The organism is Flavobacterium ginsenosidimutans (assembly GCF_037478105.1).
Taxonomy (GTDB): Bacteria; Bacteroidota; Bacteroidia; order Flavobacteriales; family Flavobacteriaceae; genus Flavobacterium; species Flavobacterium ginsenosidimutans.
This window is the reverse complement of sequence record NZ_CP147988.1, coordinates 688,313-704,665: the sequence shown is the minus strand read 5'-3', so window position 1 is coordinate 704,665 and position 16,353 is coordinate 688,313. Positions and strand designations below refer to the sequence as shown.

General features: G+C 32.3%; 11 protein-coding genes. 6 read left to right on the top strand and 5 right to left on the bottom strand.

The genetic code is table 11. The features are described from left to right. Positions 1-36 precede the first annotated feature (36 nt). From V6624_RS03320 to V6624_RS03310, 3 genes are all read right to left on the bottom strand, one after another. Complete coding sequence (locus tag V6624_RS03320) at positions 37-402, bottom strand: four helix bundle protein (protein ID WP_111287491.1); 366 nt, start codon at positions 400-402, stop codon at positions 37-39. A 95-nt stretch (positions 403-497) separates the two neighbouring features. Next, entirely contained in the window at positions 498-1,169 is a 672-nt protein-coding gene (gene folE / locus V6624_RS03315) for a GTP cyclohydrolase I FolE (RefSeq protein WP_095929803.1), read from the bottom strand. Between the two features lie 191 nt (positions 1,170-1,360). After that, entirely contained in the window at positions 1,361-2,557 is a 1,197-nt protein-coding gene (locus tag V6624_RS03310) for a pyridoxal phosphate-dependent aminotransferase (RefSeq protein ID WP_111287489.1), read from the bottom strand. Positions 2,558-2,680: 123 nt separating this feature from the next. Here V6624_RS03310 and V6624_RS03305 point away from each other — a divergent pair, with 123 nt between their 5' ends. From V6624_RS03305 to V6624_RS03285, 5 genes are all read left to right on the top strand, one after another. Continuing rightward, on the top strand, positions 2,681-4,006 hold the full coding sequence (locus tag V6624_RS03305) for a PDZ domain-containing protein (protein ID WP_111287487.1): 1,326 nt from the start codon (positions 2,681-2,683) through the stop codon (positions 4,004-4,006). 145 nt (positions 4,007-4,151) lie between these two features. Further along, a complete protein-coding gene (locus V6624_RS03300; protein ID WP_338840841.1) occupies positions 4,152-8,504 on the top strand; it encodes a gliding motility-associated C-terminal domain-containing protein in 4,353 nt (1,450 codons plus the stop codon). Between the two features lie 31 nt (positions 8,505-8,535). Next, positions 8,536-9,462, top strand: a complete 927-nt coding sequence (locus V6624_RS03295; RefSeq protein WP_111287485.1) for a PorP/SprF family type IX secretion system membrane protein — start codon at positions 8,536-8,538, stop codon at positions 9,460-9,462. A gap of 10 nt (positions 9,463-9,472) precedes the next feature. Beyond that, the gene (locus V6624_RS03290) at positions 9,473-11,602 is read left to right on the top strand and encodes an OmpA family protein (protein WP_111287936.1); all 2,130 of its coding nucleotides are present in this window, start codon (positions 9,473-9,475) and stop codon (positions 11,600-11,602) included. A gap of 66 nt (positions 11,603-11,668) precedes the next feature. Next, complete coding sequence (locus tag V6624_RS03285) at positions 11,669-12,151, top strand: hypothetical protein (protein ID WP_111287483.1); 483 nt, start codon at positions 11,669-11,671, stop codon at positions 12,149-12,151. Between the two features lie 102 nt (positions 12,152-12,253). Here the strand turns inward: V6624_RS03285 and V6624_RS03280 are convergent, their stop codons facing one another. Continuing rightward, a complete protein-coding gene (locus tag V6624_RS03280) occupies positions 12,254-12,634 on the bottom strand; it encodes a DUF1573 domain-containing protein (RefSeq protein ID WP_111287481.1) in 381 nt (126 codons plus the stop codon). A gap of 287 nt (positions 12,635-12,921) precedes the next feature. Here V6624_RS03280 and V6624_RS03275 point away from each other — a divergent pair, with 287 nt between their 5' ends. Beyond that, positions 12,922-15,555, top strand: a complete 2,634-nt coding sequence (locus V6624_RS03275) for a valine--tRNA ligase (RefSeq protein ID WP_111287479.1) — start codon at positions 12,922-12,924, stop codon at positions 15,553-15,555. Positions 15,556-15,624: 69 nt separating this feature from the next. Here V6624_RS03275 and V6624_RS03270 read toward each other — a convergent pair whose 3' ends face one another. Beyond that, a complete protein-coding gene (locus V6624_RS03270; RefSeq protein ID WP_239455682.1) occupies positions 15,625-16,320 on the bottom strand; it encodes a hypothetical protein in 696 nt (231 codons plus the stop codon). Between the last annotated feature and the right edge of the window lie 33 nt (positions 16,321-16,353).

Below are 16,353 nucleotides of genomic sequence, written 5' to 3'. Positions count from 1 at the left end.
TTTAACCGTTAATTTGTTTAATCGTTCTTGACGGATTTATTGTTGTGAAAGATAATATTTTTTTAGATTATTTATTTGATTGCAGATTTTTTCAATTTTTTCTCTTGATTCCACGTATTCTGTTTCTGAAACATAATTTAAATCTTTTGAAATAATTAAATGATTTAAAGTTTCCATTGCAGATGAATAAGAAATAGTTAAAAAATGAGCTTTGTCTTTATTTGTATTTCTCGAAGTTCCCTCTGCAATATTTGTCACAATCGAAGATGAACTTCTTTTTATTTGAGATGTTATCCCAAATAATTCATTTGATGGAAATTTACTAGTCAATTTATAAATATCCAAAATAAACATTCTTGCATTTTGCCACACTTCAAGTTTCTCAAAGGAAAAAACGTACATTCTTTTTTGTTTAACTGTTAGTCCGTTTAATCGTTTAACCGAAAATTAAGTTCAATGATTAACCGATTAAACAAATTAACGATTTACCGATTAAACTAAAATTGAGTGTCTAGTTTAATATAGTCTAAGAATTCTCTTTTCGTTTGAGGATCTTTGAATTTTCCGCCGAACTCAGAAGTTACTGTGCTGCTTTCGATATCTTTAATACCGCGAGAGTTTACACAAAGGTGTTTTGCATCGATAACGCAAGCAACATCTTCTGTTCCTAAAGCTTTTTGTAATTCTTGAACAATCTGCATTGTAAGACGCTCTTGTACTTGAGGTCTTTTTGCATAATACTCAACGATACGGTTCATTTTTGATAAACCAATAACGCGTCCGCTTGAGATATAAGCAACGTGAGCACGCCCAATGATTGGCAGTAAATGGTGTTCGCAAGTAGAATATACCGTGATATTTTTCTCTACAAGCATTTCGCCATATTTGTAGTTATTGTCAAAAGTAGAAGCTTTTGGCTGTTTCGCTGGGTTAAGACCACCAAAAATTTCTTTTACAAACATTTTTGCAACTCGGTTTGGAGTTCCTTTGATGCTGTCATCTGTCAAATCCATTCCAAGAGTTTGCAGAATGCTTTCAACATCTTTTTTAATTTTTTCTATTTTTTCTTCGTCAGTTATATCAAAAGCATCTTCTCTTAGAGGATTTTTTGCATTACTGCTAAAGTGATTATCTCCTATTTCGTCTAAAAATTCTTCGTTGTTTATCATTAAAAACTACTATTAGTATGTGTATTCCTTTTTAAGGGGGTAAAGATAATTAATAAATGGGAAACCTTTTCTATCGTTTTTAGGATTTAATTGCTCCTTTTTGGATATAATTTAATTTTCTGTTATTTATAAAGAAAAAAGACAACAACGAAAAACGTTATTGTCTTTTAAAATCTATTATAATGAATTGATTATCTGTTGTTATAAACTAATAAAGCTTCTTTTAAAATGTTTACAGCAGTAATCAAATCTTTTTTATTCAAAACATAAGCAATACGAACTTGATTTAGTCCCATACCTGGAGTTGAATAGAAACCTTTTGCAGGGGCAATCATTACTGTTTCGCCATTTAAATCGTAACTTTCTAAAAGCCACTGTGCAAAATCATCTGAATCTTCTATCGGAAGTTCTGCAATACAATAAAAAGCACCTTTTGGTTTAGTTACCACAACGCCATCAATTTTATTTAATTCAGAGATTAAAGTGTCACGACGTTCTTTGTATTCGCCAATTACTTCATCAAAGTAACTTTGAGGTGTATCAATTGCAGCTTCACAAGCAATTTGTTCAATAGTTGGTGGACTCAAACGTGCTTGAGCAAACTTCATTACAGTTGCCAAGACATCTTTGTTTTTAGTTACCAAACAGCCAATTCTTGCTCCACACATACTGTAACGTTTAGAGACAGAATCAACCATGATTACATTTTGCTGTACATCTTCTAAATTCATTACAGAAAAGTGCACATCGTCGCCATCATATAAAAACTCACGGTAAACTTCATCAGCGATTAAGTATAAATCGTGTTTTTTAATTAAACTAGCAAGTTGTTTAATTTCTGCTTCAGAATATAAATATCCAGTCGGATTTCCAGGATTACAAATCAGAATGGCTTTTGTTTTTGATGTTATAAGTTTTTCAACTTCGTCAATACTTGGCAAAGCAAAACCTGTTTCGATAGTAGAAACAAGAGGCACTACAGTTGCACTTGTAGAAGAAGCAAACGCATGGTAATTAGCATAAAAAGGTTCTGGAATAATGATTTCATCTCCAGGATCTGTAATTGTGGCCAGTGCAAAAAGTAAGGCTTCAGAGCCACCAGTAGTTACAATGATGTCTTCTGTGTTAACGTTTACATTTTGGCGCTGGTAAAAATGAGCTAATTTTTTTCTATAGCTTTCATATCCGGCAGACGGACTGTATTCTATAAGAGTTAAATCAATATTTTTTACCGCCTCGATGGCCACTTCCGGTGTCTTGATATCCGGTTGACCAATGTTTAAGTGATACACCTTGTGTCCTTTTTTCTTTGCTAAATCAGCAAAAGGAGCCAGCTTGCGTATCGGAGATTCGGGCATGTTTCTTCCCTTGAGTGAAATTGTCGGCATGAGTATAAATTATTGAAGTGCAAATTTGCATTTTTTTTTTCAATTTAACGTAAACAATACGGGTACTTATAAAAATGTAACAATAATAAATATATTTACTAATTTTATAATAAAAAATTGTCAATGGAAAAATATAAAGTGTTGTTTTTTGGGTTATTCTTACCTTTTTTGCTTTTTGGACAAGGCGATTTTTTATTGGAAAACAATGCATCAAAGGCTACAATCCCTTTTAAACTGATTAATAATCTTGTTTTTATTCCTATAAAAGTAAACGGAGTAGAGCTCAATTTTCTATTGGATTCTGGTGTCGAGGAAACAATTTTATTCAGCATGGAAGAAAAACAGGAAGTCAGTTTTAACAACGTTGAAAAAATAAAACTTCGCGGATTAGGTAGTGAAGAAGAGATTGAAGGATTAAAATCGACCAAAAATATTTTAGAAACACATGGTTTAATATCTAACGATCATATGGTTTTTATAATCTTGGATCAAAGTTTTAATTTATCCTCACACATAGGAATTCCTGTAAATGGAATTATAGGACATAAATTCTTTAAAAATAATTTTGTTGAAATTAATTATCAGAAAAAGAGAATTATAGTTCACGTTCAAAGCAATACGTTTCAAGAAAAACTAGACAAAAAATTTAAAGCAATTCCAATTACTATAGAAAGGTCAAAGCCTTATCTTGTATCTACAGCAACAGTTAATAATCAAGAGATATCAGCAAAGCTTTTAATAGATATTGGAAATAGTGATGCATTTTGGATTTTTGAAAATAATAAAATTAAACTCCCAGACAAGAACTTTCCAGATTTTCTAGGAAAAGGATTTAGTGGTGATATTGAAGGACATCGTGCTAAGATTGACGAATTTTCTATTGATGAATTTGAATTTAAAAAGCCAATTGTTTCTTTTCCAGATTCAGTTTCGATTCGAAATGTTAAGATGGTTCCAGGCCGTATTGGATCTGTTGGCGGAGAAGTTTTAAAGCGATTTACTGTTGTTTTAGATTATAAAGGAAAGAAAATGTATCTAAAGAAAAACAGCAAATTTAGTGAACCTTTTACTTATAATAAAAGCGGAATTACAATTCAGCATAACGGACTTCAATGGGTACAAGAGACCGTACATTTAGAAACGGTACAAGTTGCAAATACAATTGATGAATTACAAGAAAAAGACAAAAACAATAATAATTTTAAATATAAATTTGCCCTTAAACCAGTTTATGAAATAGTGAATGTCCGTAAAAATTCTGCAGCAGAAAAATGCGGACTTCGAAAAGGCGATATTATTGTAAGTATTAATAGAATTCAGCCTTATAAATACAGTTTGCAACAAATAAATAATCTTTTAAAATCTGAAGAAGATGTTTGGATAAATCTAGAAGTTGAAAGAAATAGTGTAGTTTTAAAATTTAGATTTAAACTCGAAGATGAATTATAAAGTTTTAAATTATAATAATTTGTAAATTATTCTGAAATAAGTTTTTTATTGGGATTTAAGAATTTTTTTACCTTTTGTGAAAAAATGTTTGTTAAAATTAGCGTTTTGCCTAGATATTTTATTATGTTTAGCAAAAATTTAATCTATGGCCAAAAACTACATTAATTTCCTACATTTTGTATCGTTTTTTATTTTTTTTGCTCTTCTACCTTCAAAGCTTAGTGCCCAGTGCGCTGGTGATGATAATATAAACGAATTAATTTGTGATATTTCTAATCCTGCGTATCAATCTATAAACTTATTTACCTTATTAGGCGGGACACCAGTACCGGGCGGGACATGGACCGATGATAATAATTTGAAAGGTTTAGATCCAGTTACAGGTATTTTGAATCCGCAGCTTATTGTCGAAGGAGGTACTTATCATTATACTTATACTGCTCCCACTACTTCAGGATGTGTTGATGATAAAGCAGTAGTGACAATTACAATAGGGGCTTATGCTGGTGTTGGTTCACAGGCAACGGTTTGTAATAAAGCAAGTACTTTCAATCTTTTTACAGCATTTGACAGTAATGCAATGGGGCCGCATGGTAACGGAGTATTCACAAATACTATTACAGGACAAATTGTGGAGTCGGTTATAAATATTGCAGATATAGATCAAAAGACAACTCTTTATTATACTTATACTGTACCTCCGGTATTAGCTTGTTCACCAACTGAAAAATCTACTAATATAGTAGTAACCGTTCTAAGGGCTCCAAAAGCAGGAACGCCAGATGACTTAATACTTTGTGGAACTACCGATTTGGGGTCTTATACCAATTTAGACCTGTTTGATCGGCTTACTGACTATGATAGTGGTGGTACTTGGGCAGGCACTGGACTAACTTCTAATACAGATCACAATATTAATCTTCAAGAACTATTCGATACTAATGGTCCTGGTGAATATACCTATACATATACTGTATTAGCAGTCCCTGATAATAATATATGTAAAGACGAAACAGCTTCTATTGTAATTACTCTTGAAAAAAGACTTGATTTTACAGGAGCAGCAATTGTTGTCAATAAAGATATTTGCGAATCGGAAATTACGACAGCTTCATATTCAGGGATAATTACTCAAGGTCTTGAAAATATACCTAATGGAGAATATGAAGTTGCTTACAATGTTGTGGGGCCAGGAGTATCTCAACCTTTAACAGCAACGAGAAATTTTATCAATGGGGTATTTAGTTTTTCAATTAGCTCATCTTATTTTAGACAGGTAGGTGAATATACTATTACTGTTACTGGTATTGTTTCGACAAGTAGCCAAAAATCTTGTGTAGATATTTTTAGCCCTTTTTCAACTATTTTAACGATTTATCCTTTACCTAATTTAGATAATGCTGTGTTGACAGCTTCACCCGTTTGCCAGAATGAAGATGGGTTAATTGAAATTACAGCGCCTCAATTGCTTGATGGAAATTATCGTATAACCTACAATATTAATGGAGATAATGTTGTAGCTGGACAAACTGCAGTAATACAAGCAGTAGGAGGAAAAGCATCCTTTACGGTTCCTGGGAACTTAAATGTAAAAAGCGGATTATCTGTAATTTCTATACTTAATATTGTAAATATCACAAATGCTTCTACACAATGTAGTGCTGCAGTTAATATTGCAGGAAATCTAATTATAAACCCATTGCCCAATGCGGCACCAGTGCGTGTAACAGTAAATGATTTCTGCTTGAATGATTCTGTTTCTGCTTCGGTTTTTGGTTTAGAAAATCTAACAAATGCTAGTATTTCGTACATGTTGTCAGGAAGTAATTCTTCTGCTGTGCAAACGGTAGCTCGATCCGTAACAAATGGTAGATTGAATTTTATTATTCCTGCGGGATTACTTGTAAATACTGGAACGACAAAAATCACATTATTAAATTTGACTAATACTATAACTAATTGCGATGTTGATTTAGTTAATGTAGCAGATGATTTTATAATAAATCCAATTCCACCTGCGCCAACTGTTTTAAATCAGGATTTCTGTCAAAATGATGGAGCAACAATTGCAGACTTACTTCCTAAAGGGGTTCAATATAAATGGTATAATTCACCATCTTTAACAACACGTCTTGCATATGAATATGTTTTAAAGACAGAAGATTATTATGTTACAGAAACTTCTGCAGCAGGCTGTACTTCAGAACCTACAAAAATTTCGGTGACAATACATCCTTTGCCTAATTTAGTTAATGCAGTTTTAACAGCTACTTCTGTTTGTCAAAGTAAAGATGCGTCAATTGAAATTACAGCACCTCAATTGCTTGATGGAAATTATAGTATTACTTATAATATTAACGGAGACAATTTAGCTACAGGGCAAACAGCATTAATGCAAGCAACAGGAGGAAAAGCAACTTTTACAATACCTGGAAGTTTAAATGTAAAAAGCGGATTATCTGTAATTTCTATTCTTAATATAGTTAACATTACAAATCCTTCGCCACAATGTGGTAAAGCGGTAAATGTTGCAGGAAATCTAATTATTAATCCATTGCCAAATGCGACGACAGTAAAAGTAGCAGTAAATGATTTCTGTTTGAATGCTCCTGTTCCTGCTTTGATTTCTGGTTTAGGGAGTTTAACGAATGTTAGTATTACATATTCGTTGTCAGAGAGTAATTCTTCTGCTGTGCAAACAATAGCTGGAGCAGTAACAGATGGCAGATTGGATTTTACTATTCCTGCTGGATTACTTTTAAATAGTGGAGCAACCAAAATCACATTATTAAATTTGACCAATACAGCGACAAATTGTGATGTAGATTTAATTAATGTAACTGATGATTTTATAATAAATCCAATACCAGATGCACCTATTGCTCAAGATATGGAATTTTGTAAATCTGATAACGCAACAGCAGCAGATCTAGTTCCGAGTGGGGCTGAGTATAAATGGTACAATTCGGCAACGTTAACAACACCTCTTGCAGCCAATTATGTTTTAAAAACAGAAGATTATTATGTTACAGAAACTTCTGCAGCGGGCTGTACTTCAGCACCAACAAAGATTTCAGTAATCATACAGCCATTACCTAATTTAGATAATGCCGTATTAACAGCGACTCCTATTTGTATAGGTAAGGAAGCATTAATTGAAGTTACTGCGCCTCAATTGCTTGATGGAGACTATCGAATTGTTTATAATATTAATGGAGATAATGTTGCTACCGGACAAATTACAGTAATGCAAGCAACAGGAGGAAAAGCATCTTTTACAATTTCAAGTAATTTAAGTGCAAATGCAGGATTATCAGTAATTACGATTGTAAATATTGTAAATATTACAAATCCTTTTCCACAATGTAGTAATACGGCTTTTTTGGCTGGAAATCTAGTTATAAATCCGTTGCCAAATGCCTCAACAGTTAGTGTTGCAGTAAATGATTTCTGTTTGAATGATCCAGTTTCTGCTTCGATTTCTGGTTTAGGAAATTTAACAAACGCAAGCATTTCTTATACATTGTCAGAAAGCAATTCTTCTGGCGTTCAAACGATATCTCAGGCTGTAGTTAATGGTAAATTAGATTTTACTATACCTGCGGGATTACTTTTAAATGCTGGGACAACTAAAATTACATTATTAAATTTGATCAATACAACAACAAATTGTGATGTTAATTTAAGCAATGTAACCGATGATTTTATAATAAATCCAATTCCATCTGCACCTGCTGCTCAAAATCAGAAGTTTTGTAAAGTTGATGAAGCAGAAGTTGCCAATTTAGTTCCAAACGGAAATCAGTATAAATGGTATAATTCTCCAACTTCAACAACACCTCTAGCTAGTACTTTGGCTTTAGAATCGGGTAATTATTATGTAAGAGAAACTTCTGCTGAAGGCTGTACTTCGGAAGCTACGACTGTTTTGGTAACTATAGACGATTCGCCAGTTCCAGTATTAAATTCAGAGGGACAAAACTTCTGCGGATTAAATAATCCGACAATTTCAGATTTATCAAATAATACAAATGTTCCTTCAAGTGTAGTTTGGTATGATTCGCCAAATAATGGAAATTTATTATCAAGCACAACTTCTTTAATTGAACAAGGAAAATACTATGGATTTAATTTTTCAAGTACAGATTGTCTTTCTTCACAATATATTGAAGTGACGGTCACATTAACAGATTGCGATAATGTGCCAAATGATTTCTTTATTCCTGATGGATTTTCTCCAAACGGTGATGGGGTAAACGATTGGTTTGTGATAAAAGATATTGAATTTTTATATCCGAATTATACACTCGAAATTTATAACAGATATGGAAATGGTATGTATAAAGGAGATAAAAATAAGCCAGCTTGGGATGGAAAAAATTACGAAAGAAGCGGTATCGCTGGAGGTATTGCACCCAACGGAGTCTATTTTTATGTATTGCATTTCAATAAAGACAATAAACCACCAAAACAAGGCCGTCTTTATTTAAATCGATAAATCTCTTTTACATTTTTAATATAATTTTCAAATGAAAAAATTAATACTCCTTATAAATTTCCTTTTCTGTTTATCAGTTGCTGCACAGCAAGATCCAGAATATACACATTATATGTATAATATGAGCGTTGTCAACCCCGCTTATGCTACTGGAGTGCCTGCAATGATGAATTTTGGAGGATTATACAGAACCCAATGGGTAGGCGCTTATGGTGCTCCAAAAACATTTACATTTTTTGGACATTCGGCTATTACAGATAGAATAGAAGCTGGTATCTCATTCATTTCAGATGATATTGGAGATGGCGCTAAAAAAGAAAATAATGTTTATGCCGACTTTGCATATATTTTAAAATTAGGCGGAAAAAACAAATTGTCACTAGGTTTAAAAGCTGGATTTTCATCTATGCAAAGTAATTTCAATGGTTTTCGATTTACAGATCCTCAAACAGATTATGCTTTTTCAGAAAATATAAATGCTACAAAACCAAATATTGGAGTGGGAGCTTACTATTTTAGAGATAATCTTTATGTTGGATTGTCTGTTCCGAACTTATTGAAAGCAAAATATATTGAAGAAAAGTCAGGAGTTAACGCTTTCGGTTCAGAAGAAATACATACTTTTTTGACTGCTGGTTATGTTTTTCAGCTTAATGATATGGTGAAATTAAAACCTGCATTTATGTCAAAGATTGTAAAAGGTTCACCAATAGCGATAGATATTACCGCTAATGTTTTGTACAACGAAAAGTTTGAATTTGGAGCCGCTTATAGAATTGATGACTCAGTAAGTGCATTGTTCAATATTAATGTTACTCCGACACTAAGAGTAGGTTATGCTTATGATTATACGCTTACAAACTTCGGTCAGTTTAATTCTGGTACACACGAAATTATGCTGTTGTTTGATTTGGATTTGTTAGGAAAAGGATTTGATAAATCTCCAAGATTCTTCTAAAATGAAAAATATGAAAAAATTACTCGTTATTATATTCGTATTTTCAATACAGTTTATAAACGCCCAAGATCAGGAATTGGCAAGAGCGAAACGTTTTTTTGATAAAACGTATTACAGCGAAGCTATTGTTTTATATCAAAAATTAGCAGATGAAAAGCCTTCGCAAGAAGTAATCAAGAACTTGGCAGATTCTTATTTCTATACCAATGATTTGGTTAAAGCACAGCGTTATTATCGTCTTCTGATTTCAAATTACAATAATGATTTGGACAGAGAATATTATTTTAGATATGCACAGACTTTAAAAGCAACAAATAAATATGATGATGCTAATGCCAATTTAAAAGAATATTATTCAAAATCAGCCAATTCAGAAGATAGTGCCAATTTTGAAAATGATCTTAAAACTTTAGAAAATGTAACCGCGATAGGCAAACGTTTTGAAATTAAAAATCTCGCTATAAATACACCAAATTCAGAATTTGGAGCTGTAAAATATGGAGATAATTTAGTTTTTGCTGGAGTAAAATTGAAACCAGGTTTGTTTGATAAAAAATTCAAATGGGATAACGAAACCTATTTGAATATAGTTGCAATTCCTCTTACAAATATAAATTCGGCAGATTCTATTGTTCATTATTTTGCGAAAGAATTAAAAACAGGAATGCACGAATCGAATGCTATTTTTACAAAAGATGGTAAAACAATGTATTTTACCCGAAACAATTCTAAAAACGGAAAGAAGAAAAAAGACGATAATAAGATCTCCAATCTTCAAATTTTTAAAGCAGAATTAGTAGAAGGAAAATGGACCAATATTACGTCTCTGCCATTCAATAGTCCAAATTATTCTGTGGAGCATCCTGCTTTAAGCGCAGATGAAAAAGTATTGTATTTTGCTTCTGATATGCCAGGATCATTTGGTTCTTTTGATATTTATTCGGTTAATATCAATAAAGGCGCTTTTGATACGCCGAAGAATTTAGGTCCGCAAATTAATACAAACAAGAGGGAACAATTTCCTTTTGCGTCTGCAGATAATAAACTTTATTTTTCGTCAGATGGACATTTGGGTTATGGGTCTTTAGATGTTTTTGTTTCTGAAATTACTGGAAACGAATATTCAAAACCTATAAACGTCGGACTTCCATTGAATTCCAATTTAGATGATTTTGCTTTTTATATCGATTCAAATACCAAAGAAGGTTTTTTTGCTTCGAATAGAGAAGGAGGAAAGGGAGGCGACGATATTTATCAATTTAAAGAAACAAAAGATTTAATTGTTGAAGATTGCAAACAATTTATCGCTGGAACTATTACAGATGTTGATACTCAATTAGCTTTAGAAAATGCTACCGTATTGTTACAAGATTCTGAAAACAAAACTTTAAATACAATCACAACTTCTGCCGACGGAAAATTCAATTTTACTGTTGCTTGTGAGACTTCGTATAAAATTTCTGCTTTCAAAGAAAATTATACAAATGCATCGAAAGCGCTAACTTTAGACAAAACAAGAGATAAAGTAAACGATGGTTCTTTAGCTTTAAAATCACTTGAAGTTATCAAACAGGAAGAAAAGCAAATTGCTGAAAACAAAAGAAAGCAGGAAATTATTCTAGAAGAAGAAAACAAGAAAAAAGAGGCTTTAGCCGCAATTCAATTAAAAGAAAAAGAGAAAAAAGCCAAAGAAGCGGCTATCGTTGCAGCTGAAGTTAAAAAGAATGAAAAGGTAAAAGAAATCTTAGCAAATGAAAAAGATGTTGTAAAAGACAAAGACAGATTAATCATTAAAACAGATCCAATTTACTTTGACTATAATATGTGGTACATTCGAAAAGAATCGAAAGTGGTTTTAGGAAGAGTTGTAGAATTGATGAAGAAATATCCGGACATGAAAATCGAAATTGGATCTCATACTGATTCTAGAGGAAATGCTAAATTTAATGAAAATCTGTCTCAAAAAAGAGCCAATTCGACTAGAGAATTTATCATACAATCAGGTGTAGACGCTAAACGAGTTACGGCAAAAGGATATGGAGAATCGGTGCCAATTGTAAAATGTAAAACAGACGAATCTTGCTCTGAAGAAGATCACGAATTGAACAGAAGATCTGAGTTTGTAATCAAAAATTTATAAAATTATAGTAAGAAGAAAACCTTTTTTCTTTAATTTTATATTGATATCAACGAAATAAAAATAATTATGAGAAATCTGGCCTTATCTTGTTTGCTTTTATCCTTTATTGGATTGCAAAGCTGTAAAAATGAAGAAAAACAAAAAGCTGCTGAGGCTGCAAAAGCAGAAGGCGAAAAAGTAGTAAGCACTGCATGCTACAAAGCAATTTATGAAAAGGATACAGTAGATTTAAAATTGAATACTTTAAAAAACGGAAAACTAGCAGGAGATTTGATTATGAAAGTTGCGCCTTCGACAGTTAGAACAGGAGAAGTTGCGGGAGAATTTCATGGAGATACTTTGTTTATCGACTATACTTTTAAAGACAATGTAAACGGAAATAAAACTTTCAAGAATCCTATGGCGCTATTAAAACGCAACAATCAGCTTATTTTAGGAAACGGAACTATGCAGACCACAATGGGTGTTACTTATTTAGTAAAAGACCAACCAATTGATTTTGAAAGTGTAAAATACAAATTTGATTCTGTTGAATGCGTTGAGAAGTAAAACGTATAAAGTGAAATGTCAGATGGTTTCACTTTACCAATAAAATAAAAAGCCGTTTCTAATTAAAGAAACGGCTTTTGTTATTTAAAGATTTTTAAATTCTTATTGAACTTCACCCTTAATTTTAAGAGCTACTCTTCCGTCAGGATAGTTTACTGCGTTTGTTTCGACAGTAATTGTTTTACGAATAGGTCCTGCGACCATATTATATTTTACATCGATTTTTCCTTTTTTGCCTGGCTGAATTGCTGCCGAAGGTTTTGTTACAATAATCGAACTTACTGTAGATTCTGCGCCTGTAATTAATAAAGGAGCATCTCCCGTGTTAGTAAATTCAAAGGAACGAAGTCCGTTGTCACTCTTAGAAATTTTTCCATAATCAATTGTATTGTCTGGAGCTGCAAATTCAATTTTAGGGCCATTTTGTGCATAACTTATTGCGCTAAACAATAAAACTGCAATAAAAGAGGCTGCATTTTTCATATGAATCTTTTTTTAATTGTAAGTAAATATACATTCTTTTAATTAACACACAAATTATTATTTCTCTTTTTATAGTCTACTTAATTATTTACTTTTGCTGTCAGTTATAAATACAAAAATTGAACCATTTTTTTGTTTAACTGTTTAATCGTTTATTTGTTTAATCGTTGAGATTGATTTATAAATGATTTTTTTAAACAGAAAATGAGAAAACAATTCAATTCGAAATTCGATGATCAAAACCGATTAAACGGTTAAACAAATTAACGATTAAACAACCCTAGTAAATGACAATTCCAGCACAATTTGACGCTAAGACGATTGAGAGTAAATGGTATGATTACTGGATGAAAAACAATTATTTTCATTCAGAACCAGATCATAGAACACCGTACACCATTGTAATCCCGCCGCCAAACGTCACTGGAGTCCTTCACATGGGACATATGTTGAATAACACGATTCAGGATGTTTTAATTCGTAGAGCACGTCTTAAAGGATTCAACGCTTGTTGGGTTCCAGGAACAGATCACGCTTCTATTGCAACTGAAGCAAAAGTTGTAGCGAAGTTAAAAGCAGAGGGAATCAATAAAAACGATTTGACCCGCGAAGAATTCCTAAAACATGCTTGGGAATGGACAGATAAATATGGTGGAACAATCTTAGAGCAACTTAAGAAATTAGGAGCTTCTTGCGATTGGGAACGCACTAAATTTACTATGGATCCAGATATGTCTGCTTCTGTAATTAAATCGTTTGTAGATTTATACAACAAAGGATTGATCTACAGAGGATACCGTATGGTAAACTGGGATCCAGAAGCTAAAACGACTTTATCTGACGAAGAAGTTATTTATGAAGAACAACAAGGAAAATTATTTTTCTTAAAATATAAAATCGAGGGAACTGAGGAATTTTTGACCATTGCCACAACTCGTCCAGAAACTATTTTTGGAGATACTGCAATCTGTATTAATCCGAACGATGAGCGTTTTACACATTTAAAAGGTAAAAAAGCGATTGTTCCAATCTGTGGTAGAGTAATTCCAATTATCGAAGACGAATATGTAGATGTTGAATTCGGAACAGGATGTTTGAAAGTAACGCCTGCACACGATATGAACGATAAAACTCTTGGAGAAAAACACAACCTTAAAATCGTTGATATTTTTAATGAAGATGCAACTTTAAACAGCTTCGGATTACATTATCAAGGAAAAGATCGTTTTGTAGTTCGTACAGAAATTGCAAAAGAACTAGAAGAAATTGGCGCTTTAGCAAAAACAGAAATTCACTTAAATAAAGTTGGAACTTCTGAAAGAACAAAAGCGGTAATCGAACCAAGATTATCTGACCAATGGTTCTTGAAAATGGAAGAATTGGTAAAACCAGCAATTAAGTCAGTTTTAGAAACAGGAGATATTAAATTACATCCAAAACGTTTTGAAAACATTTATGCGCATTGGTTAAACAACATTCGCGATTGGAATATTTCTCGTCAATTATGGTGGGGACAACAAATTCCAGCATATTATTATGGAGACGGAAAAGAAGATTTCGTAGTTGCAGAAAATATCGAAGATGCATTAGCGTTAGCAAAAGAAAAAACCAACAATCAACAACTAACAACCGACAACTTAAAACAAGATGTTGATGCATTAGATACTTGGTTCTCATCTTGGTTATGGCCAATGTCAGTTTTTGGCGGAATTATGGATCCAGAAAGTCCAGATTTTAAATATTACTATCCAACAAATGATTTGGTTACAGGTCCAGATATTTTATTCTTTTGGGTTGCCAGAATGATTATTGCAGGTTATGAATATGCGGGCGAAAAACCATTTACAAATGTATATTTGACTGGTTTAGTTCGTGATAAACAACGCCGTAAAATGTCTAAATCATTAGGAAATTCTCCTGATCCTTTAGATTTAATTGATGCTTTTGGTGCTGATGGTGTTCGTGTAGGATTGCTTTTAAGCGCTTCTGCAGGAAACGATATTATGTTTGATGAAGAATTGTGTAATCAAGGAAAAGCGTTCTCTAATAAGATTTGGAATGCCTTTAAACTGATTAAAGGTTGGGAAGTTTCAGAAACTATCGCACAGCCAGAATCATCAAAAGTAGCGATAGAATGGTACGAAGCGAAATTACAGCAGACTTTAGTTGAAATTGAAGATAATTTTGAGAAATACAGAATTTCAGATGCTCTTATGGCAATTTATAAATTGGTTTGGGATGATTTCTGTTCTTGGTTCCTTGAAATGATCAAACCGGCTTACCAACAACCAATTGATAAAGCAACGTTTGATAAAGCGATCGAAATGCTAGAAAACAACTTGAAGTTATTGCATCCGTTTATGCCTTTCTTGACAGAGGAAATTTGGCAATTAATTGCTAAAAGAACTCCGGAAGAAGCTTTAATCGTTTCAACTTGGCCAGAATTGAAGCCTTTTGATGCAAAATTGATTTCAGATTTTGAAAACTCAATTGAAGTAATTTCTGGAATTAGAACGATTCGTAAAGACAAAAATATTCCGTTTAAAGATGCAATCGAATTAAAAGGAATCAACAGCGAAAATGTTTCAGCTTATTTTGATTCAATCATTACGAAATTAGGAAACGTTTCTGCTTTCGAATATGTTTCTGAGAAAGTAGACGGCGCATTGTCTTTCCGTGTAAAATCAAATGAATACTTCATTCCAATTACAGGAAATATCGATGTTGAAGCTGAAATTGCAAAACTGACAGAAGAATTAAATTATACAAAAGGATTCTTAAAATCTGTTGAAGCAAAGCTTTCTAACGAGAAATTCGTAAACGGAGCTCCTGAAAAAGTTTTAAATATAGAGAAACAAAAACAAGCAGATGCTCTAGCAAAAATTGCTACAATCGAGCAGAGTTTGGCTGGTTTGAAATAAGAAATCAAACTTAGTTTATAAATAATATTAAACCTTAAACCCGACAGTTTTTTGAAAGCTGTCGGGTTTTTATATTTCGTAAAAATTATCTTTTATATAGAAAACGGTATCTATAAATTGAAGAATGCCATTTTCGGTCAATACATTTTCGTCGTGAAGATCTTCAAGAATAATTCCTAAGTCAGGATTACAGTAGTCATTATTTTTGGTATTTAAAAATCCGTTTACAAGCATAAAATTTTTTACAACTTCTAGATCTGTTGGCTCAGTTGCTTTAACAAAAGGTTGTTCAACAACTGCATATATGATATCTTCGGTTTTGAAAAAGCCTAATAAATTGTATGCTGTGTCTGGGAAAAAGAAATTGTTTAATAATAGATTATTGAAATAATCTATCCAAGAGTTATAATAAATAGAATCATTAAGTTTGATTACATGTTTCCCGTCTTTTAAATAGACCTTTTGTTCTGCTCCTTCAGAAACATAATTATCAAGATTGATATCTAAAATCCAAAGACTGTTTAATTCTATAAACTTTTCTAAGGTCTCTTTTTCTTGTTTTTTGAAATGCTTGAATTCTTTAGCCATTGTGCCTGCGCTTTGGCTTCTTCTAAGGTAACTGGCTGCTGCTTGGATAATTGTTCCATGCTTAACTTTGCTCTTTCCTGAAATGATAAGTTGTAATTCATATTTCATAATGTTGAATACAAAAATAGCATATTTTTTCAAAAACCAAAATAAAAGTAAGTTTTGTATTACTTTCATTTATCTTGTTTAAAATAAAAATCCCAAGATTTT